At 71.7% G+C, this 22167-nt stretch carries 21 protein-coding genes; 8 read left to right on the forward strand and 13 right to left on the reverse strand.

Annotated features, from left to right (window positions below; all coding sequences use genetic code 11):
• A partial coding sequence (locus KBC94_RS26660) for a transketolase (RefSeq protein WP_294377814.1) occupies window positions 1–1366 on the reverse strand: 1366 nt, incomplete at its 3' end.
• A 199-nt stretch (window positions 1367–1565) separates the two neighbouring features.
• Here KBC94_RS26660 and speD point away from each other — a divergent pair.
• The 3 genes from speD to KBC94_RS26675 are packed head-to-tail and all read left to right on the forward strand — an operon-like array spanning window position 1566 to window position 4083.
• The gene (gene speD / locus KBC94_RS26665; protein ID WP_017759350.1) at window positions 1566–1955 is read left to right on the forward strand and encodes an adenosylmethionine decarboxylase; all 390 of its coding nucleotides are present in this window, start codon (window positions 1566–1568) and stop codon (window positions 1953–1955) included.
• Window positions 1956–1969: 14 nt separating this feature from the next.
• Window positions 1970–2695, forward strand: a complete 726-nt coding sequence (locus KBC94_RS26670) for a nucleotidyltransferase family protein (protein WP_294377816.1) — start codon at window positions 1970–1972, stop codon at window positions 2693–2695.
• A complete protein-coding gene (locus tag KBC94_RS26675) occupies window positions 2692–4083 on the forward strand; it encodes an aminopeptidase P N-terminal domain-containing protein (protein WP_294377819.1) in 1392 nt (463 codons plus the stop codon). Before KBC94_RS26670 ends, KBC94_RS26675 begins: the two co-directional genes overlap by 4 nt.
• Before the next feature lie 35 nt (window positions 4084–4118).
• On the opposite strand, the gene KBC94_RS26680 is transcribed toward KBC94_RS26675, so the two are convergent.
• From KBC94_RS26680 to KBC94_RS26690, 3 genes are all read right to left on the reverse strand, one after another.
• The gene (locus KBC94_RS26680; protein WP_294377820.1) at window positions 4119–5357 is read right to left on the reverse strand and encodes an FAD-dependent oxidoreductase; all 1239 of its coding nucleotides are present in this window, start codon (window positions 5355–5357) and stop codon (window positions 4119–4121) included.
• A gap of 5 nt (window positions 5358–5362) precedes the next feature.
• Window positions 5363–5716: a RidA family protein gene (locus tag KBC94_RS26685; RefSeq protein WP_294377822.1), complete on the reverse strand. Its 354-nt coding sequence runs from the start codon at window positions 5714–5716 to the stop codon at window positions 5363–5365.
• A 356-nt stretch (window positions 5717–6072) separates the two neighbouring features.
• Entirely contained in the window at window positions 6073–7029 is a 957-nt protein-coding gene (locus KBC94_RS26690) for a LysR family transcriptional regulator (RefSeq protein ID WP_294377825.1), read from the reverse strand.
• Window positions 7030–7250: 221 nt separating this feature from the next.
• On the opposite strand from KBC94_RS26690, the gene KBC94_RS26695 reads away from it, so the two are divergent.
• Window positions 7251–8162 (forward strand): tripartite tricarboxylate transporter substrate binding protein, encoded by a 912-nt coding sequence (locus tag KBC94_RS26695; protein WP_294377997.1) that lies wholly within the window; start codon window positions 7251–7253, stop codon window positions 8160–8162.
• Complete coding sequence (locus KBC94_RS26700; RefSeq protein WP_294377827.1) at window positions 8162–9685, forward strand: amidase; 1524 nt, start codon at window positions 8162–8164, stop codon at window positions 9683–9685. The genes KBC94_RS26695 and KBC94_RS26700 overlap by 1 nt, the downstream gene beginning before the upstream one ends.
• Window positions 9686–9709: 24 nt before the next feature.
• On the opposite strand, the gene KBC94_RS26705 is transcribed toward KBC94_RS26700, so the two are convergent.
• The gene (locus KBC94_RS26705; RefSeq protein ID WP_294377830.1) at window positions 9710–10657 is read right to left on the reverse strand and encodes a polysaccharide deacetylase family protein; all 948 of its coding nucleotides are present in this window, start codon (window positions 10655–10657) and stop codon (window positions 9710–9712) included.
• A gap of 11 nt (window positions 10658–10668) precedes the next feature.
• The gene (locus KBC94_RS26710; RefSeq protein WP_114801576.1) at window positions 10669–11085 is read right to left on the reverse strand and encodes a nuclear transport factor 2 family protein; all 417 of its coding nucleotides are present in this window, start codon (window positions 11083–11085) and stop codon (window positions 10669–10671) included.
• 142 nt (window positions 11086–11227) lie between these two features.
• Here KBC94_RS26710 and KBC94_RS26715 point away from each other — a divergent pair, with 142 nt between their 5' ends.
• Window positions 11228–12484: a benzoate/H(+) symporter BenE family transporter gene (locus KBC94_RS26715; protein WP_294377834.1), complete on the forward strand. Its 1257-nt coding sequence runs from the start codon at window positions 11228–11230 to the stop codon at window positions 12482–12484.
• Complete coding sequence (gene gshB / locus KBC94_RS26720; RefSeq protein ID WP_294377839.1) at window positions 12481–13431, forward strand: glutathione synthase; 951 nt, start codon at window positions 12481–12483, stop codon at window positions 13429–13431. The genes KBC94_RS26715 and gshB overlap by 4 nt, the downstream gene beginning before the upstream one ends.
• Before the next feature lie 19 nt (window positions 13432–13450).
• Here the strand turns inward: gshB and KBC94_RS26725 are convergent, their stop codons facing one another.
• The gene (locus KBC94_RS26725) at window positions 13451–14731 is read right to left on the reverse strand and encodes a CaiB/BaiF CoA-transferase family protein (RefSeq protein ID WP_294377843.1); all 1281 of its coding nucleotides are present in this window, start codon (window positions 14729–14731) and stop codon (window positions 13451–13453) included.
• Window positions 14732–14878: 147 nt separating this feature from the next.
• On the opposite strand from KBC94_RS26725, the gene KBC94_RS26730 reads away from it, so the two are divergent.
• On the forward strand, window positions 14879–15793 hold the full coding sequence (locus KBC94_RS26730; protein WP_017757553.1) for a LysR substrate-binding domain-containing protein: 915 nt from the start codon (window positions 14879–14881) through the stop codon (window positions 15791–15793).
• 18 nt (window positions 15794–15811) lie between these two features.
• On the opposite strand, the gene KBC94_RS26735 is transcribed toward KBC94_RS26730, so the two are convergent.
• Genes KBC94_RS26735 through KBC94_RS26760 form a run of 6 tightly spaced genes read right to left on the reverse strand, consistent with a single transcriptional unit; the run spans window position 15812 to window position 22129 of the window.
• Complete coding sequence (locus tag KBC94_RS26735) at window positions 15812–16969, reverse strand: acyl-CoA dehydrogenase family protein (protein WP_294377853.1); 1158 nt, start codon at window positions 16967–16969, stop codon at window positions 15812–15814.
• Between the two features lie 8 nt (window positions 16970–16977).
• Complete coding sequence (locus KBC94_RS26740) at window positions 16978–18195, reverse strand: thiolase (RefSeq protein WP_294377856.1); 1218 nt, start codon at window positions 18193–18195, stop codon at window positions 16978–16980.
• The gene (locus tag KBC94_RS26745; protein WP_294377998.1) at window positions 18192–18572 is read right to left on the reverse strand and encodes an OB-fold domain-containing protein; all 381 of its coding nucleotides are present in this window, start codon (window positions 18570–18572) and stop codon (window positions 18192–18194) included. Before KBC94_RS26745 ends, KBC94_RS26740 begins: the two co-directional genes overlap by 4 nt.
• Window positions 18573–18599: 27 nt before the next feature.
• Window positions 18600–19592, reverse strand: coding sequence for a tripartite tricarboxylate transporter substrate binding protein (locus KBC94_RS26750; RefSeq protein WP_294377859.1), 993 nt, complete (start codon window positions 19590–19592; stop codon window positions 18600–18602).
• A 19-nt stretch (window positions 19593–19611) separates the two neighbouring features.
• The gene (locus KBC94_RS26755; protein WP_294377861.1) at window positions 19612–21135 is read right to left on the reverse strand and encodes a class I adenylate-forming enzyme family protein; all 1524 of its coding nucleotides are present in this window, start codon (window positions 21133–21135) and stop codon (window positions 19612–19614) included.
• A 1-nt stretch (window position 21136) separates the two neighbouring features.
• Complete coding sequence (locus KBC94_RS26760) at window positions 21137–22129, reverse strand: tripartite tricarboxylate transporter substrate binding protein (protein WP_294377864.1); 993 nt, start codon at window positions 22127–22129, stop codon at window positions 21137–21139.
• Window positions 22130–22167 lie beyond the last annotated feature (38 nt).

The raw sequence follows: 22167 nt of genomic DNA on the forward strand, positions 1-22167 counted from the left end.
CGTTGCGGCTGTAGTCGCTGAAGGTCAGGAAGGTGCCGCCGTAGGGGATGAAGCCGCCGTGCAGCGCCACGCCGTTCATGATGGCGGCCATGCCGAATTCGCGCACGCCGTAGTTGATGTGGCGGCCGATGCGGCCGTCTTCGGTGCGCACCACGGCGCCGTCGGCGGCGAAGCGCAGGTCGGGCGTGGCGGCGGTCTTGGTCAGGTTGGAGCCCGTGAGGTCGGCGCTGCCGCCGAGCAGTTCGGGCAGCTGCACCGTCAGCGTCTCCAGCGCCAGCTGGCTGGCCTTGCGGCTGGCCACGGTTTCGGCCTTGGTGTGGGCGGCCAGCACGGCGTCGACCACCACCTGGTCGAAGGCGGCGGGCAGTTCGCCCTTCATGCGGCGCTCGAAGGCGGCGGCCAGGTCGGGGAAGGCCTGCGTGTAGGCGGCGAACTTCTCGTTCCAGGCGGCTTCGGCGGCCGCACCCTTGGCCTTGGCGTCCCAGTCCTGGTAGACGGCCTCGGGCAGCTCGAAGGGGGCGTGCTCCCAGCCCAGGGCCGAGCGGGTCAGGCCGATCTCGTCGGCGCCCAGCGGCTCGCCGTGGGCCTTGGCGGTGCCGGCGCGGTTGGGGCTGCCCTTGCCGATCTGCGTCTTGCAGACCACCAGCGTGGGCTTGCTGCCTTCGCCCATCTTGGCCTGGGCGACGGCGGCGGAGACGGCGGCCGCGTCATGGCCGTCCACCGGGCCGATGACGTTCCAGCCGCAGGCCTCGAAGCGCTTGGGCGTGTCGTCGATGAACCAGGGCGCGACCTTGCCATCGATGCTGATGCCGTTGTCGTCGTACAGGGCGATCAGCTTGCCGAGCTTCCAGGCGCCGGCCAGGGCGACGGCCTCGTGGCTGATGCCTTCCATCAGGCAGCCGTCGCCCAGAAAGACGTAGGTGTGGTGGTCGACGATGGCATGGCCGTCGCGGTTGAATTCGGCGGCCAGCAGCTTCTCGGCCAGCGCGAAGCCCACGGCATTGGTGATGCCCTGGCCCAGCGGGCCGGTCGTGGTTTCCACGCCGGGGGTGATGCCCACCTCGGGGTGGCCGGCGGTGCGGCTGTGCAGCTGGCGGAAGTTCTTCAGTTCCTCGATGGGGAGGTCGTAGCCCGTCAGGTGCAGCAGGGCATAGATCAGCATCGAGGCATGGCCGTTGGAGAGCACGAAGCGGTCGCGGTCGGCCCAGTGCGGATTGGCCGGGTTGTGCTTGAGGTGCTCGCCCCAGAGCGCCGCCGCCATGTCGGCCATGCCCATCGGGGCGCCGGGATGCCCGGAGTTGGCTTGCTGGACGGCGTCCATCGCCAACGCGCGGATCGCGTTGGCCATCAGGGCTTGGTTGGCCATGAGAAAAGGCTTTCGGGGAGGTGTAGGAGGGGAGAACCCGCGATTTTAGCGAGGGGCGCCCGGGCCCCTCGCCGGGACGCTTCACACAGGTCAAGCGCTGTCAGCCTTGGTACAAGGCAGGACACAATCGTGTCCAATTTGCGAATAAATCAGTCGTACACCCTCCCCGTGCCCCGCACGGGACTGCTAGAGTCCACGCATGCACGGCCTGCACCTTACTGCCGACCTTCACGATTGCCAGTGCGATGACTTCTGGCTGACGGACGGCACCATCCTCCTCGAGTGTCTGACGCGCGCCGTTGCCGTCGCCAAATTGAAGGCGGTGGGGCAGCTGGCTCATCACTTTCCCTCCACCCCTGCCGGGCGCGGCGGCGTCACGGCGGCGCTGCTGCTCGCGGAATCCCATGTGTGCATCCACACCTGGCCCGAGCAAGGCAGCGTGACGCTCGATGTGTACGTCTGCAACTTCGGCGGCGACCATTCCGACGCCGCGAAGGCTTTGCAGGAGGCGCTGATCGTCCTGTTCTCGCCGCGGCACGTCGAACGCAACGTCCTGCACCGAGGCAGCGTGTCCCGCCACCTGGTGTGACGGTGACGCCGGCCATGGTCCTCGCCGCGGGCCGCGGCGAGCGCATGCGCCCGCTGACGGACCGGCAGCCCAAGCCGCTGCTCGATGTCCGGGGCAAGCCGCTGATGCAATGGCCCATGGAGGCGCTCGCGCGCGGCGGCTTCACCCGGCTGGTGGTCAACACGGCCTGGCTGGGCGAGCAGATCGAACAGCGTTTCGGCACCGCGCCGCAATGGGCCGGGGGCCTGGGCTCGCAGATCGCCTATTCGCACGAAGGCCGTGATTTCGGCGCGGCGCTGGAGACGGCCGGCGGCATCGCCCGCGCCCTGCCGCTGCTGGACGCCGAGCTCTTCTGGTGCCTGGCCGGCGATGTGTACGCGCCCGACATCCATTTCACGCAGGCCCAGGTGCAGACCTTCGCCGAGAGCGGCCGGCTGGCCCACCTGTGGCTGGTGCCCAATCCGCCGCACAACCCGCGCGGCGACTTCGGCATCGGCCAGGACGGCTCCGCGCTGAATCTGCCGGCCGACGACCCGGCGCCGCGCTACACCTTCTCCACCATCGGCCTGTACCGGCGCGAACTCTTCGCGCCGCCGTACTGCGACATCCCGCCCGGCAACCCGGCGGGCGTGAAGGCCGCGCTGGCGCCGCTGCTTCGGCGCGCCATGGACAATGGCCGCGTCAGTGCCCAGCTGCACACCGGCCGCTGGACCGACGTCGGCACCCCCGAGCGCCTCGCCCAACTCAACTCGTCGCCATGAACGCCAGTCCCTCCCTCTACGCCGGGCGCCGGGCCCGCCTTGCCGCCCAGCTCGGTGCCGATGGCATCGCCCTCATCCCCACCGCGCCGGAACGCCAGCGCAATCGCGACAGCGACTTCCCCTACCGGCACGACAGCTACTTCCATTACCTGACCGGCTTCACCGAGCCCAACGCCTGGCTGGTGGTCGACGCCGCGGGCCGCAGCACGCTGTTCTGCCAGCCCAAGGACCTGGAGCGCGAGATCTGGGACGGTTACCGCCTCGGCCCCGAGGCTGCGCCCGAGCGCCTGGGCGTCGATGAAGCCTTCTCGGTTGCCGAACTCGACAGCCGCCTGCCGAAGCTGCTCGAGAACCGCGCCACCGTCTGGTACCCCTTCGCCACCCATCCCGGCCTGGAAGGGCGCGTCGACGGCTGGCTGCAGAAGGTGCGCGCCCGCGTGCGCTTCGGCGCCCTGTGCCCCGAGCAGCAGCGCGACCTGTGCGGCCCGCTGGACGAGATGCGCCTGGTCAAGGACGCGCATGAGCAGGACGTGATGCGCCGGGCCGCCGACATCAGCGCCCGCGCCCACATCCGTGCCATGCAGCTGAGCGCCCGCATGCTGCGCGAGGGCCGCGACGTGCGCGAGTACCACCTCGACGCCGAGCTGCTGCACGAATTCCGCCTGGGCGGTTCCCAGTTCCCGGCCTACGGCTCCATCGTGGCGGCCGGCGCCAATGCCTGCGTGCTGCACTACCGCGCCGACGTGGCGCCCGTGCGCGCCGGCGAGCTGGTGCTGATCGATGCCGGCTGCGAGCTCGACAGCTACGCCAGCGACATCACCCGCACCTTCCCGGCCGATGGCAAGTTCACCGGTCCGCAGCGCGCGCTCTACGACCTGGTGCTCGCCAGCCAGGATGCCGCGGTGGCCGCCACCAAGGCCGGCAACCGCTTCAACGACCCGCACGAGGCCACGGTGCGCGTGCTGTCGCAGGGCATGCTCGACCTGGGCCTGCTCGACGCCAACAAGGTCGGCAGCGTGGACGACGTGATCGAGCAGCGGGCCTACTTCCGTTACTACATGCACCGCACCGGCCACTGGCTGGGCATGGACGTGCACGACTGCGGCAGCTATGTCGAGCCCACGCAGGTGGGCGAGATCAGCGAGCGCCGCGACCCGCTCTCGGGCGAGGTGATCAAGAACCGCCCCAGCCGCATCCTCCAGCCCGGCATGGTGCTGACCATCGAGCCGGGCATCTACGTGCGCGCTGGCGACGACGTGCCCGCGCAGTTCCACGACATCGGCATCCGCATCGAGGACGACGCCATCGTCACCGCCACGGGCTGCGAGCTGATCACGCGCGGCGTGCCGGTGGACGGCGACGAGATCGAAGCGCTGATGCGCGGCTGATCGGGCGGCATCCTGCCGCCCAGCCCGCCCGACGTTCAGCCGAAACGCCGCGCCGAGTAGGGCGCCGCGTCCACCATCGTCGGCCCGCCGTCGATGAGTTCGGCCAGCAAGCGGCCGCAGGCCGGGCCCAGCGTGAAGCCTTGGTGCGCATGGCCGAAGTTGAACCACAGGCCGCGGTGACGCGGGGCGGCGCCGATCACCGGCAGCATGTCGGCGGTGCAGGGCCGTGCGCCCAGCCAGGGCTCGCCTTCCACCGGATGCGGCAGGTCGAGCAGTTCGCGGGCATAGGTCTCGGCGCGCGTGAGCTGCCAGGGCGTGGGCGCGGCATCCTGGCGGGCGAATTCGGCGCCGGTCGTGATGCGGGCGCCGCGCCGCATCGGCGCGATCACCAGGCCGCGGTCCAGGTCGTACACCGGTCGGCGCAGTGTGGGGCCACCGGTGTAGTGCCGGTGGTAGCCGCGCTTGACGAAGAGCGGCAGCCGGTAGCCCAGGGGCTTGAGCAGCCGGTCGGCCCAGGGGCCCAGGGCGACCACGGCGTCCTGCGCCTCCACCGGCCCGCGCGTGGTCTGCACGCGCCAGCCCTGGGCGGTCGCCGTCAGCGTGGCGGCGTCGCCCTGCACCAGCACGCCGCCGAGCTGCTGGAAATGCGCGGCATAGCGGGCCACCAGCTCGCCCGGGTCGCTCACGCACCACGGGTCCTGCCAATGCAGCGCGCCGGGCAGGGGCTGCGTGAGGGCGGGTTCTTCGGCGCCCAGGGCGGCGCCGTCGAGGGCGCGCACCCGCAGGCCGTGCCGGGCCGCGGTGGCCTCGGCATCGCGGCGCGCCTGCGCAAAGCTGGCCGCGTCGCGGAACACGTGCAGGTAGCCGTCGCGCTGCACCAGGTCGTCGGCGCCGGCGGCTGCGATCAGCGGGGCATGCTCGCTCGTCGAATGTTCGATCAGGCGCGCATAGGCCGCGGCGATGGGCGCATAGCGCTCGGGCGCCGAGTTGCGCCAGTAGCGCGACAGCCCGGCTGCCACCGCCGGCAGTGCGCCAAGATGCCAGTTGACGTCGGCCCCGCGCTTGAGCGCCACGCCGGCCAGCTTGGCCAGGCTGCGCGGAAAGGCATAGGGCGACACGGCCTCGCGCTGGATGATGCCTGCGTTGCCGTACGAGGTCTCGCGCCCCGGCAGGCCGCGGTCGACCAGGGCGACCGAATGGCCGCGCATCGCCAGATGGAGGGCGGTGCAGGTGCCGACCATGCCGGCGCCGAGGACGAGGATCTCGCGGCCCATGCGCCTCAGGCCTTCTGGTGGGCGATGACGGTCAGTTCCACCAGCGCGCCCGGCAGCATCAGGTCCGTGCGCACGGTGGTGCGCACCGGCCGCGGCTCGGCGAAGGCGGCGGCGTAGACGCCGTTGAAGGCGGCGAAGTCGGCCGCATCGACCAGGTAGGCCGTCACGCTGACCACGTCCGACAACGCCAGGCCCTGGCCGGCGAGCGTGGCCGCGATGCGCTCCAGGCACAGGCGGGTCTGGGCCTCGATGCCGGCCGGCACCGAGCCATCGGCGGCGATGCCCAGTTCACCGGAAAGGAAGACGAGCGGGCCGACGGTGCGGACCTTGGAGAAGGGCAGGGCGGAGGTCTGAGTCATGAGGGGTGCCGGCGCCGAGCGCCGGCCCTGAAGGTGGGGAAGCGGCGCCATCCAGCGCCGAAGGCGATTATTCCGCCGGCTGCATTGCCGACCAATGTGTGCTTCGCAAGATCGTATTGCCGATTGGGCAATGCGTTCACGCTCCGAGCCCGAGTGGCCGCGTGGGGCGGAACTGTCCGCCAGGGCACCCGAGGAACCGGCTTTGCCGGGCCTCTGGGTGCGCCCCCCCTCCAAGCCGAAGGCGCCAGAGAGGGGCTGAGGTCCGCGGCTCCGAGCCTGCCAATGCAGGCTTGGGCGTGCCCGAAGAGCAGCCGCCTCTGGCGGCCGCCCGGAGCCGCGAAGCGGCATGGAGGGTGTCATTCCAATGCCTTGCGCAGGTGGTCGATGAAGGCCCGCGCCGCATCGGGCAGGTGCCGGCCGGCCATGGTCTGCACCTCGAAGTGGCGCTCGTTCATCTCGCGGTCGCGCAGGGGGATGGCCACCACGGTACGGTTGTGCAGTTGCTGGCGCAGCGCCAGTTCGCCGCAGAAGGTGACGGCCTGGGTGTGGCTGACGTACTGGATCAGCGGATAGAGGTGGTCGCTGGTGATCACCGGCTGCAGGACCAGGCCCTGCCGGCTGCTGCTGATGTCCAGCAACTGCCGCAGCGTGGAGGTGCCGGCCGGCAGCGCCAGCGGCCAGGCCAGCAGCTGCGCCAGCGACACCTGCCGGCGATCGGCCAGCGGATGGGCGGGCGCCACCACCGCCATCACCGGCGATGGATGGCGGAAGGCCACCTGCAGGCCGCTCTCCGAGCTGAGGCTCACCGTCACGCCCAGGTCCACCAGCCCCTCGCGCACGCGGCGCGCCACCTCGCGCTGCACCGCCATGTCCAGCTGGAAGCGGATGCCCGGGCAGCGCGCCTGGAAGTCCGCCACCACCGCGGGCAGGAACTCGTAGGCGAAGCCCTCGGTCGCCACGATGCGCACCTCGCCCTGGCGCAGGCCGCGTAGGGCCAGGATGTCGTCGGTCACGCGCTCGATGTCCAGCCAGGCGCGACGCGCATGGGCGGCCAGCAGTTCGCCGGCGGAATTGAGCGTCATGCCGCGGGCGCGACGCTCGAACAGCAGGGTGTCCAGCTCGCGCTCCAGCCGGCCGATCTGCCGGCTGACGGCCGAGGGCGCCACGTCCAGTCGGGCCGCGGCCTCGGTGACCGAGCCGGCGCGCGCCACCTCCAGGAAATAGCGCAGGGCCACTTCCTGCAGCACGCGCTGGTTGGGATCGCGCCGCGCGGGCTTGGCGGCAGGCGTGGACGGAGGAGTGGATGAGGCCATCGGATGCGGTGCCGAAAGATTGCCGAACCGGCAACGAAGCTTTAAGAGCCTTGTGCTTGCTGCACAGGAGATGCATTTCTAGCATGCGGCCATCGTCTTCCGAAAGGCCTGTCGCCATGACCTTCGCGTCCATCTCCGCTTTCCGTCCTGCCCCGGTGTCGCGCCGCGCCGCCGTGTGCGGCCTGCTCGCGCTGGCCGCCAGCGCCGGCGCGCTTCCTGCCATGGCGCAGCCGGACTATCCCAGCCGTCCGATCACGCTGGTGATCCCCTTCCCGCCCGGCGGCAGCGCCGACGTCATCGGCCGGCTGATGGGCCAGCGGATCTCGACCGCCCTGGGCCAGCCGGTGGTGGTGGACAACCGCCCGGGCGCCGGCACGGCCATCGCCGCCGGCTACGTCGCGAAGGCGCCCGCGGACGGTTACACGCTGCTGCTGGGCTCGCCCTCCACCTTCACGGCCAACCCGGCCATCCGCAGCAACCTGCCCTACGACCCGGTCAAGAGCTACGACCCCATCGCCATCGTGGCGCGCATCCCGCTGGTGCTGCTGGCCAACAAGGACGTGCCGATCAACACGGTGAAGGAATTCGTCGCCGCCGCCAAGGCCTCGCCCGAGAAGTATTCGTACGCCTCCTTCGGCGCCGGCACCACCTCGCACTTCGCGGGCGAGATCATCCTGGGCGCCGTCGGCGCCAAGATGCTGCATGTGCCCTACAAGGGCAGCGCCCCGGCCATGACCGACCTGATCGGCGGCCAGGTGCCCTTCTCGGTGGACACCGTCACCGCCGCCATTCCGCAGCTCAAGGGCGGCAAGGTCAAGGCCATCGCCGTGACCACGGCCAAGCGCTCGTCGCAGCTGCCGAACGTGCCCACCTTCGCCGAGGCGGGCTACCCGGACATCGACGTCGACACCTGGATCATGCTGGTCGCGCCCAAGGGCACGCCCGCGCCGGTGCGCGAGCGGCTGGAGAAGGCCATCGCGCAGATCGTCGCCTCGCCCGATGCCAAGGCCGCGCTCGCGGCCCAGGGCGCGGAGCCCGCTTTCGCCGGCCAGGCCGCGTCCGCGAAGCAGATCGAGAACGAGCTGCCCCTCATGCGCGCGGTCGCGCAACGCGCCAACATCAAGGCAGATTGATGGCCGAACTCGTCGAACTCTCCGCCGTCGAGCAGCGCCGCCTGATCGGTGCGCGCCAGCTCTCGCCCGTCGAGCTGCTGGAGGCGTGCATCGCGCGCATCGAGCAGGTCAACCCCTTCGTCAATGCCGTCACCGCCACCTGCTTCGAGCGGGCGCAGGGCGAGGCTCGCGCCGCCGAGCAGGCCGTGATGCGCGGCGAGCCCCTGGGCCTGCTGCACGGCCTGCCGCTGGGTGTGAAGGACCTGGAGCCCACGGCCGGCCTGCTCTCCACCTCGGGTACGCCCAGCCTGCGCAACCATGTGCCGGCGCAGGACATCGAGCTGGTGCGGCGCCTGCGCGCGGCCGGCGCCATCGTGGCCGGCAAGACCAACGTGCCCGAGATGGGCGCAGGCGCCAACAGCCGCAACCCGGTGTGGGGCGCCACGGGCAACCCCTTCGATCCCAACCTCAATGCCGGCGGTTCCTCCGGCGGCTCGGCCGCGGCGCTGGCGCTGGACATGCTGCCGGTGTGCACCGGCTCGGACACCGGCGGCTCGCTGCGCATCCCGGCCGCCAAATGCGGCGTGGTGGGCCTGCGCCCCTCGCCCGGCGTGGTGCCCAGCGTGCGCAAGCCGATGGGCTGGTCGCCCATCTCGGTGGTCGGGCCCATGGGCCGCAGCGTGGCCGATGCCTGCCTGCAACTGGCGGCCACCGCGGGCCCGCATGCGGGCGATCCGCTCAGTCATCCGCTCGACGCCATGGCCTTCCTGGCGCCGCGCACGGCCGACCTGTCGCGACTGCGCGTGGCCTGGACTGAGGACTTCGGCTGCTGCGACGTCGACCCGGTGGTGCGCCGCGCCTTCCGCGAGAAGATGGCCGCCATGCGCCACCTGTTCGCCACCTGCGACGAGGTGCCGTTCGCGCTGGGCGAGGTGCACCGCTGCTTCGACGTGCTGCGCGCCGAGGCCTTCGTGGCCGGCATGCGCGAGACCTACGAGCGCAACCCCGAAAGCCTGGGGCCCAACCCGCGTGCCAACTACGAGATGGGCGTGCGCATGAGCCTGCTCGACAGCGCCTGGGCGCAGACCGAGCAGACGCGCATCATCGGCCGCTTCCAGAAGGTGTTCGAGGGCTACGACCTGGTCATGTCGCCCACCACGCCGGTCTCGCCCTTCCCGTGGACGCTGCCGTACGCCGCGGAGGTGGACGGCCGCCCGCAGGAGAACTACTACCGCTGGCTGGCGCTGACCTATGTGGTCACGCTCACCACGCATCCGTCCATCAGCCTGCCCTGCGGGACGGACGAGCGCGGCATGCCCTTCGGCCTGCAGGTGACGGGCACCTTCCGCGGCGACCTGCCGCTGCTGTCGGCCTCGCTGGCCATGGAGCAGGCGTTTGCCCTGTCGCCGACGCTGGCGCGGCCCCGGCCGGACATCGCGAAGCTGCGGCCGGCCGATCCGCCGCTGAAGAGCATCGTCACCGCCGCGCCGGACGATCCCCGGGCCAGCCGGCCCACCGAGGCGGGCGCCGCCTCGGTCGTGTGACCGCCTGGGCGCGCGGTGGGGCCTTCAGTCGAAGGCCCCCGCCGGCGCCTCGGCCGCCACCGCCTCCATGTGCCGCGCGATGGCCCCGGGCGTGGTGAACCACACACGGCCCTCGTCGCGTGCCCGGGCCAGGTGGCCCAGCACCTCGCGCAGGTGCCGCAGCCGGTACGGCTGGCCCACGATGTAGGGATGCAGCGCCAGCCCCATCACCAGCGGCTGGGCCTGCGACTGCATCAGCATCTCCTCGAAGTTGTCCACCACCATGTCGCAGAAGGCGCGCGAGTCCATCTGGCGCGCCACGATCATGGGGATGTCGTTGAGCTCCTGCGGATAGGGCACCGCCCACAGCCGCCCGCCGCCGCGGGTGCGCATGCGCATCGGTTGGTCGTCGTGGCACCAGTTGAGCGTGTAGCCGTAGCCGGTCTCGGCCAGCAGGTCGGGCGTGAGGTGGCTCTCGGAGATCCACGGCGACAGCCATCCGGCCGGCGCCTGGCCGCTCTCGCGCTCGATGCGGTCGCGGCAGCGCTGCAGCAGGGCGCGTTCCTCGTCCTCCGACAGCTGGCCCTGGCGCTCGGCGTTGCTGTGGCCGTGGCCGATCAGCTCGTCGCCGCGGGCCGCGAAGGCCTGCACGAGTTCGGGGCAGTGGTCGTACAGGGCGGTGTTGATCAGCGTGCCGGTGGGCAGCCCCAGCTGGTCGAAGAGTTCCAGACAGCGCCAGGCGCCCACGCGGTTGCCGTATTCGCGCCAACCGTGGTTGAGCACATCCGGGTGCGGCGAGGCCGGGCCGATGCAGGCACCCAGGCCATCGCCGAAGGCGAAGTGCTCGATGTTGAAGCCCAGGTACACCGCCAGCCGCGCGCCATTGGGCCAGGCGTAGTCGTGGCGGCGGGTGATGGGCCGGTAGTCGAAGCGGTCATGCCCCGGCAGGCGCTCGGGCCAGCGGGTGCGGCCGGGGTCGTGCGGCGTGCTCATCGGCTGCTGGTTCACAGCGTGGCCAGGCCGGCGCGCACCAGCAGCCATTCGGCGCTGTCGTTCCACACGTCCATCTGCACGATCAAGCCGCGGCGCACCACATACCGGTCCACGTAGCGGTTGCCCTCGAAGGGCGTGCCGTCGGGCCAGGCGCCGTAGAGCGTGCCCAGGCTGTAGACCACGGTCTCGTCCTCGCTGCCGCCGGCCACGGTCTCGGTGCGCTCGATTTTCTTCTTGACCCAGGCGTAGCGTTTGGCGTTGAAGGCCGAGGTGTCGCCCGGCGCCGTCATCGGCCGGTTGCCGGTGAAGCGGATGCGGATGTCGGGCGCGGTGTAGCGCGAGGCCGATGCCGGGTCGGGAATCATCACGAGGCGCAGGAACTCGTCCACGATCTCGGCGGGGGTGGTGGGTTGGGCGGTGGTCGTCATCGATGCTTTGGGGGCTTGGGCGAAAGGGGCGGGCGCGTGCAAGCCACGTGCCCGGGGGGTGCGGCTGGGTCAGTGTCCCCGCGTCGGCGCCCTCGGTCGAGCCCCCGGCGGCCGACATGCCCGCCCGGCACAATCGCCGGCTATGCGTTTCTTCCGGGATGTCAACCTGCCCGCCTTCACCGCCGGCTTCGTCGCCGTGCTGGTGGGCTTCACCAGTTCGGTGGCCATCGTGTTCCAGGCCGCGCAGGCATTCGGCGCCGATTCCGCCCAGATCGCCTCCTGGATGTGGGCGCTGGGCCTCGGCATGGGCCTGGCTACCGCCATCCCATCGCTGTGGCTGCGCAAGCCCGTGATGGTGGCCTGGAGCACGCCCGGCGCCGCCGTGCTGGCCACCGCCGGCGCGGGCTATTCGATGGGCGAGGCCGTGGGCGCCTTCATCGTCTGCGCGGCGCTCATCACGCTGGCCGGCGCCACCGGCTGGTTCGAGCGGGTGATGAACCGCATCCCCATGGCCATCGCCTCGGCCCTGCTGGCGGGCGTGCTGGCGCGCTTCGGCCTCTCGGCCTTCACGGCGGCGCAGACGGCGCTGCCGCTGGTGCTGCTGATGCTGGCGACCTACCTGGCGGGCAAGCGCTGGCTGCCGCGTTACGCCGTGCCGCTGACGCTGGCGGTGGCCATCGCCTATGCGGCCGTGCGCGGCCAGCTGGCCTGGAGCACGGTGCATTTCTCGCTAGCCATGCCGGTGTTCACGATGCCGCAGTTCACGTGGCAGGCGGCCGTCAGCCTGGCGCTGCCGCTCTTCGTCGTGACCATGGCCTCGCAGAACCTGCCGGGCGTGGCCGCCATCCGCGCCGCGGGCTACGACATGCCGATCAGCAAGCTCATCACGCTGACCGGTGTGGCCACGCTGCTGCTGGCGCCCTTCGGCGGCTATGCGCTCAATCTGAGCGCCATCACCGCCGCCATCTGCATGGGCCGCGAGGCGCACGAGGACTCGCACCAGCGCTACACCGCCGCCGTGTGCTGCGGCCTCATCTATGTGCTGATCGGCTGCTTCGGCGCGGCGGTGGCGGGGCTGCTCACGGCCTTTCCGAGGGAGCTGGTGGCGGCCATCGCCGGACTGGCGCTGCTGTCGACCATCGGCGGCGGCCTGGCCACGGCCCTGCGCGACGAGGCGCATCGCGAGGCGGCGCTCATCACCTTCCTGGTCACGCTCTCGGGCGTGACCCTCTTCGGCATCGGCTCGGCCTTCTGGGGCGTGGTGGCCGGCGCGGCCGCGCTGCTGGTGCAGCAGGCCGGCCGGCCAAAGACCGCCGCCGGCAAGGACATCGCACCTGCCTGCAAGATCAGGCTGGACGCCCGCCAGGGCAGCCACGACAACACGCACAAGCCATCATGAACTTCCTCTTCGTCGCCGATCCGCTCGACCTGTTCAAGACCTACAAGGACACCACCTTCTCGATGATGCGCGAGGCCCAGCGGCGCGGCCACCGCATCGCCGCCTGCCTGCCGCAGGACCTGGGCTGGCGCTCCGGCGGCGTGGTCGAGGCCGAGGTGCTGCGCATCACCCTGACCGGCGATGCCGACGACTGGTACACCGTGGACCTGCGCGAGCGCGTGGCCCTGAAGGACTTCGACGCCGTGCTCATGCGCAAGGACCCGCCCTTCGACGCCGAGTACATCTACGCCACCCACCTGCTGGAGCAGGCCGAGCGCGAGGGCGCGCGCGTGGTCAACAAGCCGCGGGCGCTGCGCGACCACCCGGAAAAGCTGGCGATCATGGAGTTTCCGGAATTCACCGCGCCCACGCTGGTCACGCGCAGCGACGCGGCGGTGCGCGCCTTCCATGCCGAGCATGGCGACATCATCCTCAAGCCGCTGGACGGCATGGGCGGCATGGGCATCTTCCGCGTCAAGCAGGACGCGTTGAACCTGGGCTCCATCATCGAGACGCTCAACAAGGGCGGCGCCGAGACGATCATGGTCCAGCGCTTCGTGCCCGAGATCAGCCAGGGCGACAAGCGCGTGCTGGTGATCGCCGGCCAGCCGGTGCCCTACTGCCTGGCGCGCATCCCCCAAGGCACCGAGGTGCGTGGCAACCTGGCAGCCGGCGGCAAGGGCGTGGCCCAGCCGCTGTCGGCCGACGACCGCCGCATCGCCGAGGCCATCGGCCCCAAGCTCTTCGCGCGCGGCCTGCTGCTGATCGGCCTGGACGTGATCGGCGGCTCGCTCACCGAGATCAACGTCACCAGCCCGACCTGCTTCCAGGAAATCCACGACCAGACCGGCTGCGACGTGCCGGCGCTGTTCGTCGATGCGCTGGAGGCGCAGGTCAAGGCCGCCTGAGCGGCCCTGCGCCTGCGGCTCAGAGCACGCCGCGGGCGCGCAGGCCGGCGATGTCGTCGGCGCCCAGGCCCAGCCGTTCCGCCAGCACCGCGTCGGTGTGCTGGCCCAGCGCCGGTGGCGCATGGCGCAGGGTGGGCGGGGTCTCCGACAGGCGCAGCGGGCTGGCGGCCGTGACCACGCGGTCCACCTTTTCGCCGGCCGGGCGCTCGCCGTCGGCATAGCGGCGCTGCGTCACCGCAAGGCCGCGAGCCTGCACCTGCGCATCGTCGAAGGCCTGGCCGATGTCGTTGATGGCGCCGCAGGGCACGGCCTTGTCCTCCAGCAGCACGATCCATTCGGCCGTCGGGCGCTGGCGCGTCACGGCGTCCATCATCGGGATCAGCGCCGCACGGTGCACCACGCGTGCCGCGTTGGTGGCGAAGCGCGGCTCCTGCGCCCAGGCGGTGCCGGCGGCGGCGCAGAAGCGGGCGAACTGCCCGTCGTTGCCGATGGCCAGCAGCATGCGGCCGTCGGCGGTCGGAAAGTCCTGGTAGGGCACCACGCTCGGATGGCTGTTGCCCAGGCGGCCCGGCACCTGGCCGCTGTTGAGGTAGCCCGCGCCCTGGTTGGCCAGCACGGCCATGGCCACGTCCATCAGCGCCATGTCGATGTGCTGGCCGCGGCCGGTGCGGTGGCGCGCCTCCAGCGCACCCAGGATGGCCGTGGTGGCGTACATGCCGGTGAACAGGTCGATCACCGCCACGCCCACCCGCAGCGGGCCGCCGCCGGGCTCGTCGTCGGGGCGGCCGGTCACGCTCATCAGGCCACTCATGGCCTGCACCAGCAGGTCGTAGCCCGCGCGCGGCGCATAGGGGCCGGTGTGGCCGAAGCCGGTGACCGAGCAGTAGATCAGCCGCGGGTTCAGCGCCGACAGGCTGGCGTAGTCGAGCCCGTAGCGCGCCAGGCCGCCGGTCTTGAAGTTCTCCACCACCACGTCGCTCTGCGCCGCCAGCGCGCGGATCAGTTGCTGGCCCTCGGCGGTGGCCATGTCCACCGTGACCGAGCGCTTGTTGCGGTTGCAGGCGGCGAAGTAGCAGGCCTGGTCGGTGGGCTGGCCGTTTTCGTCCGCGAAGAAGGGCGGGCCCCAGCGGCGGGTGTCGTCGCCTTCACCGGGCTTCTCGATCTTGATGACGTCGGCGCCCAGGTCGGCCAGGTTCTGCGTGCACCAGGGCCCGGCCAGCACGCGCGAGAGATCGAGCACCCGCAGGTGCGAAAGCGCGCCGGCAGGCGCTTCGGGGGCAGGCGTCGGGGCAACGGTCATCGCAGGCTTGTCTCCACGGCGCAGAGCAGGCCGCCGGCCCATGCTACGGGCGGCGGCGGGCGCTGCGCTTTTCATTTGTGGAAGGCGGGCTTCCACCGAGGCGGGCAGGGCCTTCGCGTCGAAAGCCCCTTCCTAGAATGCCCGCCCATGGCCATGCATTTCGACCTGGTGGACCTGCGCCTGATGGTGCACATCGCCGACGCCAACAGCATGACGCGCGGCGCGGAGCTGTCCTTCATCTCGCTGCCCGCGGCCAGCACCCGCATCAAGAACCTGGAGGAGGGCATCGGCACCAAGCTGCTCTTCCGCACCAACCAGGGCGTGACGCTCACGCCGCCCGGCCAGGCGCTGGTGACGCATGCGCGCGCCGTGCTGGGCCAGATCGAGCACCTGCGCGGCGACATGCAGGAGTACGTGCGCGGCATCAAGGGCCATGTGCGGGTGTTCGCCAACACCACCTCGCTCAGCGAATTCCTGCCGCCGGTGCTGCGGCACTTCCTGCGGCGCAACCCGGACGTCAACATCGACCTGCGCGAGCGCCTGTCGCACGACATCGTGCGCGCGGTGATGGACGGCCAGACCGACATCGGCATCGTGGCCGGCCTCGTGCGCACCGAGGACCTGGAGACGCTGCCCTACCGCCGCGACCGGCTGGTGCTGGTGGTGCCGCAGGGCCATGCGCTGCAGGCCGAGGCGCAGATCGACTTCGCCGACACGCTGGCCTTCGACTACGTGGGCCTGCACGAGTCCAGCGCCATCCATGCCTTCCTGCGTCAGGCCAGCGACCAGCTGCACAAGCCCATCAAGCAGCGCATCCAGGTGGGCAACTTCGAGACCGCCTGCCGCATGATCGCCTCCGGCGTAGGCGTCGGCGTGCTGCCCGAATCGGCCGCCAGCCGCCATGCGCAGGCCATGGCCATCGGCATCGTGCCGCTGTCGGACGCGTGGTCGGTGCGCGAGATGCAGATCTGCATGCGCCGGCGCGAGACGCTGCCGGCCTTCGCGCAGGAGCTGGTGGCGCTGCTGGTGGCCGATGCGCAGGGCCGGCTCGACCCGGACTGACCCCGCCCGTCGACAGACTCAGGCCACGCGCCCGTCGCGCGCCATGGCCCGCGCGATGATGATCTGCTGGATCTGCGTGGTGCCCTCGTACAGGCGCAGCAGCCGCACGTCGCGGTAGAAGCGCTCGATGCCGTACTCGGCCATGTAGCCGGCGCCGCCCAGGATCTGCACCGCGCGATCGGCGATCCGGCCGCAGGCCTCGGTGGCGAACATCTTGGCGCTCGAGGCCTCGATGGCCACCGACCGGCCGTCGTCGCGGCGGCGCGCGGCCTCCAGCGTCATCGATTCGGCGGCGAACAGCTCGGCCTGGCTGTCGGCCAGCATGGCCTGCACCAGCTGGAAGTCGGCCACCGGCTGGCCGAACTGGCGGCGGTCCATCGCATAGGCCAGCGCGTCGCGCAGGATGCGCCGTGCCAGGCCCACCGCGACGGCCGCGATGTGGATGCGGCCCTTCTCCAGCACCTTCATCGCGGTGCGGAAGCCCTGGCCCTCGCGCCCGCCGATGAGGTTGGCGGCCGGCACCCGCACGTCGTCGAAGATCACGTCGCAGGTGTGGGCGCCGCGCTGGCCCATCTTGCGGTCGGGCTTGCCGAAGCGGATGCCCGGCGTGCGCGCGTCGACGATGAAGGCCGAGATGCCGCCCGCGCCCTTGTCCTGCGGATCGGTGCGCGCCATGAGCGTGAACATGCCCGCATGCGGCGCATTGGTGATGTAGCGCTTGCTGCCGTTGACCACGTAGTGGTCGCCGTCGCGCAGGGCCGTGGTGCGCAGCGAGGCGGCGTCCGAGCCGGCCTCGGGCTCGGTGAGCGCGAAGGACGCGATCAGCTCGCCGCTGGCCAGCCGGGGCAGCCAGTCGCGCTGCTGCTCGGGCGTGCCGTCGATCAGGATGCCCTGCGAGCCGATGCCCACGTTGGTACCGATCACCGAGCGGAAGGCGGGCGAGGTCTGGCACAGCGCGAAGAGCACCCGCGCCTCTTCTTCCATGGTGAGGCCCAGGCCGCCATGCTGCTCGGGGATCGACAGGCCGAACAGGCCCAGCGCGCGCATGTCCTGCACGATGTCGGCGGGCACCTGGTCGGTGCGCTCCACGGCGTCTTCTGCGGGCACGAGGCGCTCGCGCACGAAGCGGTTCACGCTGTCGAGCAGCGCACCGAGGATCTGGGGATCGCGGATCATGGGTCTCCTTAGAGGGCGTCGGCCGTGCCCAGCACGGCGGTGGATTGGCTGGAGAGCGTGCCGCCGTTGCCGTGGACCACGGCCGTGCGGTGCGTCGCCAGCTGGCGCTGGCCGGCTTGGCCGCGCAACTGCCGCACGGCCTCGATCAGGGCGAAGATGCCGTACATGCCCGGGTGCACGCAGGACAGTCCGCCGCCGTTGGTGTTGACGGCCAGCCGCCCGCCCGGGGCGATGGCGCCGCCTTCCACGAAGGGGCCGCCCTCGCCCTTGGCGCAGAAGCCCAGGTCCTCCAGGAACAGCAGCGTGTTGATGGTGAAGGCGTCGTAGAGCTGGGCCATGTCCATGTCGGCCGGGCGCAGGCCCGCCATGGCGAAGGCCTGCGCACCGGACTGGGCGGCCGCGGTGGTGGTGAGCACCGGCATGCACGAGATCTGGCGGTGCCACATCGCTGTGGCCGTGCCCAGCACATGCACCGGTGGCTGCGGCAGGTCGCGCGCCCGGTCGGCACGCACCAGCACCAGGGCACCGGCCCCGTCGGTCACCAGGCAGCAGTCGAGCACGCCCAGCGGGCTGGCGATGGGCCGGGCCGCGAGCACATCGTCCACCGTGAGCGGATCGCGCCTGAAGGCCTCGGGATTGCGCTGGGCCCAGGCGCGTGCGGCTACGGCCACCTCGGCCAGCTGGGTCCGCGTGGTGCCGAACTCGTGCATATGGCGTGCCGCGGCCAGCGCATAGGCGGTCACGGGCAGCACCGGCTCGTAGGGAAACTCGAAGGGCTGCGGATCGAGGAAGCGCCGCGCGGCCTGCATCTCCCGCCGGCCGAAGCTGGCCGACCGTTGCGCGCTGCCGTAGCACACCAGCACCGCCTTGCACTGGCCCGCCTCCAGCGCACGGATGGCCGGCAGCAGGTGGGCGATGAAGCTGCTGCCGCCCAGCATGGTGCCGTCCACGTAGCTGGGGTTGAGGCCCAGGTGCTCCACCACCGGCATGGCCCACATGCTGGCCGACACGCTGCAGGTGGCGATGCCGTCGATGTCCTGCATCGTCAGGCCCGCATCGGCCACCGCCGCATGGGCGGCGCGCACCAGCAGCGTCATGTCGTCCATGCCCGGCGATTCGCCGCAGCCGTAGGTGGCGGCACCGGCGATGGCGACGCGGCCCCGCAGGCCGCGGTTGACGGCGCCGGCATCCAGCGCGGAGCGGGGGATCTGTCCGGCCGTGGTCATGCCGCACCGCCTTCCTCGGGATGGAAGAGCACCAGCCCGCGGCCCTCGCGCTGGACGACGCGCGCCTTCACGCGCTGGCCGATGCGAACGGCCTCGGGCGCGATGCCTTCCACGCGGCTCATCATGCGCACGCCCTCGTCGAGGTCGATCAGCGACACGTTGTAGGGTCCGCCGTCCTCGGCCTTGCGGTGGACCGTGCTGGCCGAATGGACCTGGCCGGTGCCGCGCGCCCGCACCCAGCGCAGCGGGGCGGCGCCGCAGTGGGGGCAGAGTTCGCGCGGCGTGAAGACATGGCGGCCGCACTGCGGGCAATGCTGCAGGCAGAAGCGGCCGGCATCCAGCTCTGCCTGGTAGTGGGCGCCCGCGCCGACGTGCATGGTGGGAGAGGGTGTGCTGGACATGGGTCAGGACACCGTGATGCCGGCCGTCTTGATGACCTTGGCCCACTTGGCCATCTCGCTGTGCAGCCGCTGGCGCAGCGCCTCCTGCGTGCCGGGGTCGGCCTCGGCGCCGGCCTCCAGCAGCCGCTGGCGCACGGCCGGGTCGTTGAAGGCGGTGTTGAAGTCGGCGTTGATGCGCTCCAGCACCGGCTGCGGCGTGCGCGCCGGCGCGAACAGCGCCGCCCAGGAATAGGCCTCGTAGCCCGGCAGCCCGGACTCGGCCACCGTGGGCACCGACGGCAGCATGGCCGAGCGCTGCGGGCTGGCCACCCCCAGCACCTTGATGCGGCCGGAGCGGATGTGCGGCAGCGCCGTGGGTGCGTCGCTGAACATCAGCTGCACCTGCCCGCCCAGCAGGTCGTTCATGGCCGGCGCGCTGCCCTTGTAGGGCACATGCAGCAGCTTGGTGCCGGCCTCCATGTTGAACAGCTCGCCCGCCAGGTGCGTGCCGCCGCCGTTGCCGGAGGAGCCGAAGCTCAGCTGGCTGCCCGGCTTCTTCGCCAGCGCGATCAGCTCGGCGATGGTGTTGGCGGGCACCGCGGCATTCGCGACCACGAACACCGGGAACACCGCCGCGAAGCTCACCGGCGCGAAGTCCTTCTCGATGTCGTAGGGCAGCTTGCCCATGAGCGAAGGATTGACCGAATGGTGGATGGCGCCCACGAACAGGCTGTAGCCGTCGGGCGCCTCCTTGGCCGCCACCGCGGCGCCCACGGTGCCGCCGGCACCGGCGCGGTTGTCGATGAGGGTGGGCGTCTTCCAGATCTCCGACAGCCGCTGGCTGGCGATGCGCGCCGTGGTGTCCACCGGCCCGCCGGGCGGAAAGGGCACGATGAAGCGCACCGGGCGGCTGGGCCAGGGCTCGGCCGCCAGGGCACCGAGCGGCCAGGCGGCGGCGCTGAGCAGGCCACCGGCCAACAGGCGGCGGCGGGTGGAATCGACGGGGGCGATGGGCATGGCGGTGTCTCCTTCCTGTTCAGGGCGTCGGCGCTTCGGCCCATTCGCGCAGCACGCGCCGCAGGACCTTGCCGTTGGTGTTGGTGGGCAGCTCGTCCAGCGCCACGATGCGCGCCGGGCGCTTGTAGGGCGCCAGCAGCGGGCGCAGGTGGGCCTGCAGCGCCGCGGCGTCGAGCAGCGCGCCGCGGCGCAACTCGACATAGGCCACGATGGCCTCGTTGCCGTCGTCCTCGGGGCAGCCGACCACGGCCGAGCGCTGCACGGCGGGATGGGTGTTCAGCGCCAGCTCCACCTCCGCCGGGTACACGTTGAAGCCCGAGCGGATGATCATTTCCTTCAGCCGGCCGACCACGAAGAGCGCGCCGTCCGCCGCCAGCTCGCCCAGGTCGCCGCTGGCATACCAGCCGCCCGGGCGCATGGCGGCCGCGGTGGCCTCGACGTCGCGGAAGTAGCCGGGCATCAGGCCGCGGCCGCGGATCCACAGTTCGCCGCGCTCGCCCGCGGGCAGCGGCCGGCCCGTCGCGGGCTCCACCACCTGCAGCTCGGCCTCGGCCACGCGGTAGCCGGCGCTGGTGTCGTCGCGCGGCTCGCCCAGCCGGGTGATGTGCACCGAGCCCGCGTATTCGGACAGGCCGTAGCCGTGGTGCAGCACCTGGCCGAAGGCGGCTTCCACGCGCCGCTTGAGCGCCAGGTCCAGCGGGCCGGCGCCGGTGTAGAGGTAGCGAAGCTGCGGCGCCGCGGGCCGGGCGATGCCCTCGTGCTCCAAGTGGGCCAGCAGGCGCGAGAACAGCGCCGGCGGGCCCTGCAGCTGCGAGACGCCTTCATGGGCCAGCGCATGCAGCAGGTCCTGCGGCTCGAACTGCGGCCGCATCACCAGCTGCGCGCCGGCCAGCAACGAACTGATCAGCACCGTGCCCAGCCCGAAGATGTGCGTCATCGGCACGAAGGCGTAGCTGCGGTCCTCTGGCCCGAGCCGGCGCGAGGCACCCGACACGCGCGCGAAGTGCAGCAGGGCGTCGTGGGTGAGCATCACGGCCTTGGGCCGGCCGGTGGTGCCCGAGGTGAAGATCAGCGCGGCCACCGCGCCGCGCTCGCCCGGCGTCGGGTCGGGCTGCGGCCGGGCGGCGGGGCGCACGGCACTGCGATGCAGGCCGGGCAGCGCCGACGGCACGGCGCCCATCCGCGTGGCATGGGCGGCGGCGCTGTCGCTGGCCTGGCTCGTGAAGTACACCACCCGGGCATCCGCGGTGGCGTCGAAGCCTTCCACCTCGGCCGGTGCCATGCGGGCGTTGACGCCGCAGGACCAGGCACCGACCCGGCTGCAGGCCAGGATCAGCGCCGCATGCTCGGGGCAGTTCTCGGCCACGACCATCACGCGGTCGCCGGGCCGCACGTCCAGCGCGCGCAGCTCGGCCTCGGCCACGTCGGTCAGCGCGCCCAGCTCGGCAAAGCTCAGGCTGCGCCCATCGGGCAGGTGGATGAAGGGCCGCTGCGGCGCATCGGCCAGCCAGCGGTCCAGGGTATGGTGCAGGCGTGTGGGCATGTCAATCCACCACGATGCCCTGGGTCACGGTGGACCACATCGCCCGCTCCTGCGCGGCGCGTTCGGCCAGCTTCTGCGGCGAGCCGGTCCATTCGTCGTAGCCCAGCTCCTTCAGGCGCCGGGCCAGGGCCGGCTGCGCCAGCGTGGCGGTGATGGCGCGGTTGAGGCTGTCCACCTTGGCCGCGGGCAGGTCCTTCGGGCCGTAGATGCCGTACCAGCCGCCCACGTCGAAGCCCTCCAGCCCGGCGATGCCCGACTCGGCCAGCGTGGGCACGTCCGGCAGCGTGGCATTGCGCTGCGGCGAGGTCACGGCGATGGGCCGCACCTTGCCCGCCGCGATGTAGGTGCCGGCGGTGCTGATGATGTCCATCATCATGTCGATCTGGCCGCCGATCAGGTCGGTCATGGCCGGCGCATTGCCCTTGTAGGGAATGTGATTGAGCGCGATGCCGCTGCGCCTGGCGAACAGCAGCACGCCCAGGTGGTTGGAGCCGCCCACGCCGGCCGATCCGTAGCTCAGCTTGCCCGGGTGCGCCTTGGCATGGGTCACCAGGTCGCGCGTGGCCCTGAAGGGCTCGTCGTTGTTGGCCACCAGCACGTTGTAGTAGCTCAGCACCGGCGCCACCGGCGTCAGGTCGCGGGCCGGATCGAAGGGCATGCGCGCCATCACGTTGGGGCTGATGGTGATGGTGGGGCTGGCCGCGAAGAAGAGCGTCAGGCCGTCGGGCTTGGCACGCACCACCTCGCCGCCGGCCAGGGTGGCATTGGCGCCGGGCTTGTTCTCCACCACCACCGGCGCGCCCAGCTCGCGCGAGAGCGCGACGGCCACCAGGCGCGCGCCCTGGTCCACCGGGCCGCCGGCCGCGTAGCCGACGACGAGGCGCACCGTCTGGTTGTCCTGCGCCAGGGCAGGCGGCAGCGCGAGGGCGGCCGCAAGGGCCAGAGCGGCCTGCAGCAGCGGGCGCCGGGCAAGAGGGGGGCGGGGGCGGGCCATGGGGTTGTCTCCTTGTTGTCGAATGAACGGGTGGCCGG

The sequence above is a fragment of the Pseudacidovorax sp. genome (assembly GCF_017991995.1).
Lineage (GTDB): Bacteria > Pseudomonadota > Gammaproteobacteria > Burkholderiales > Burkholderiaceae_C > Xenophilus.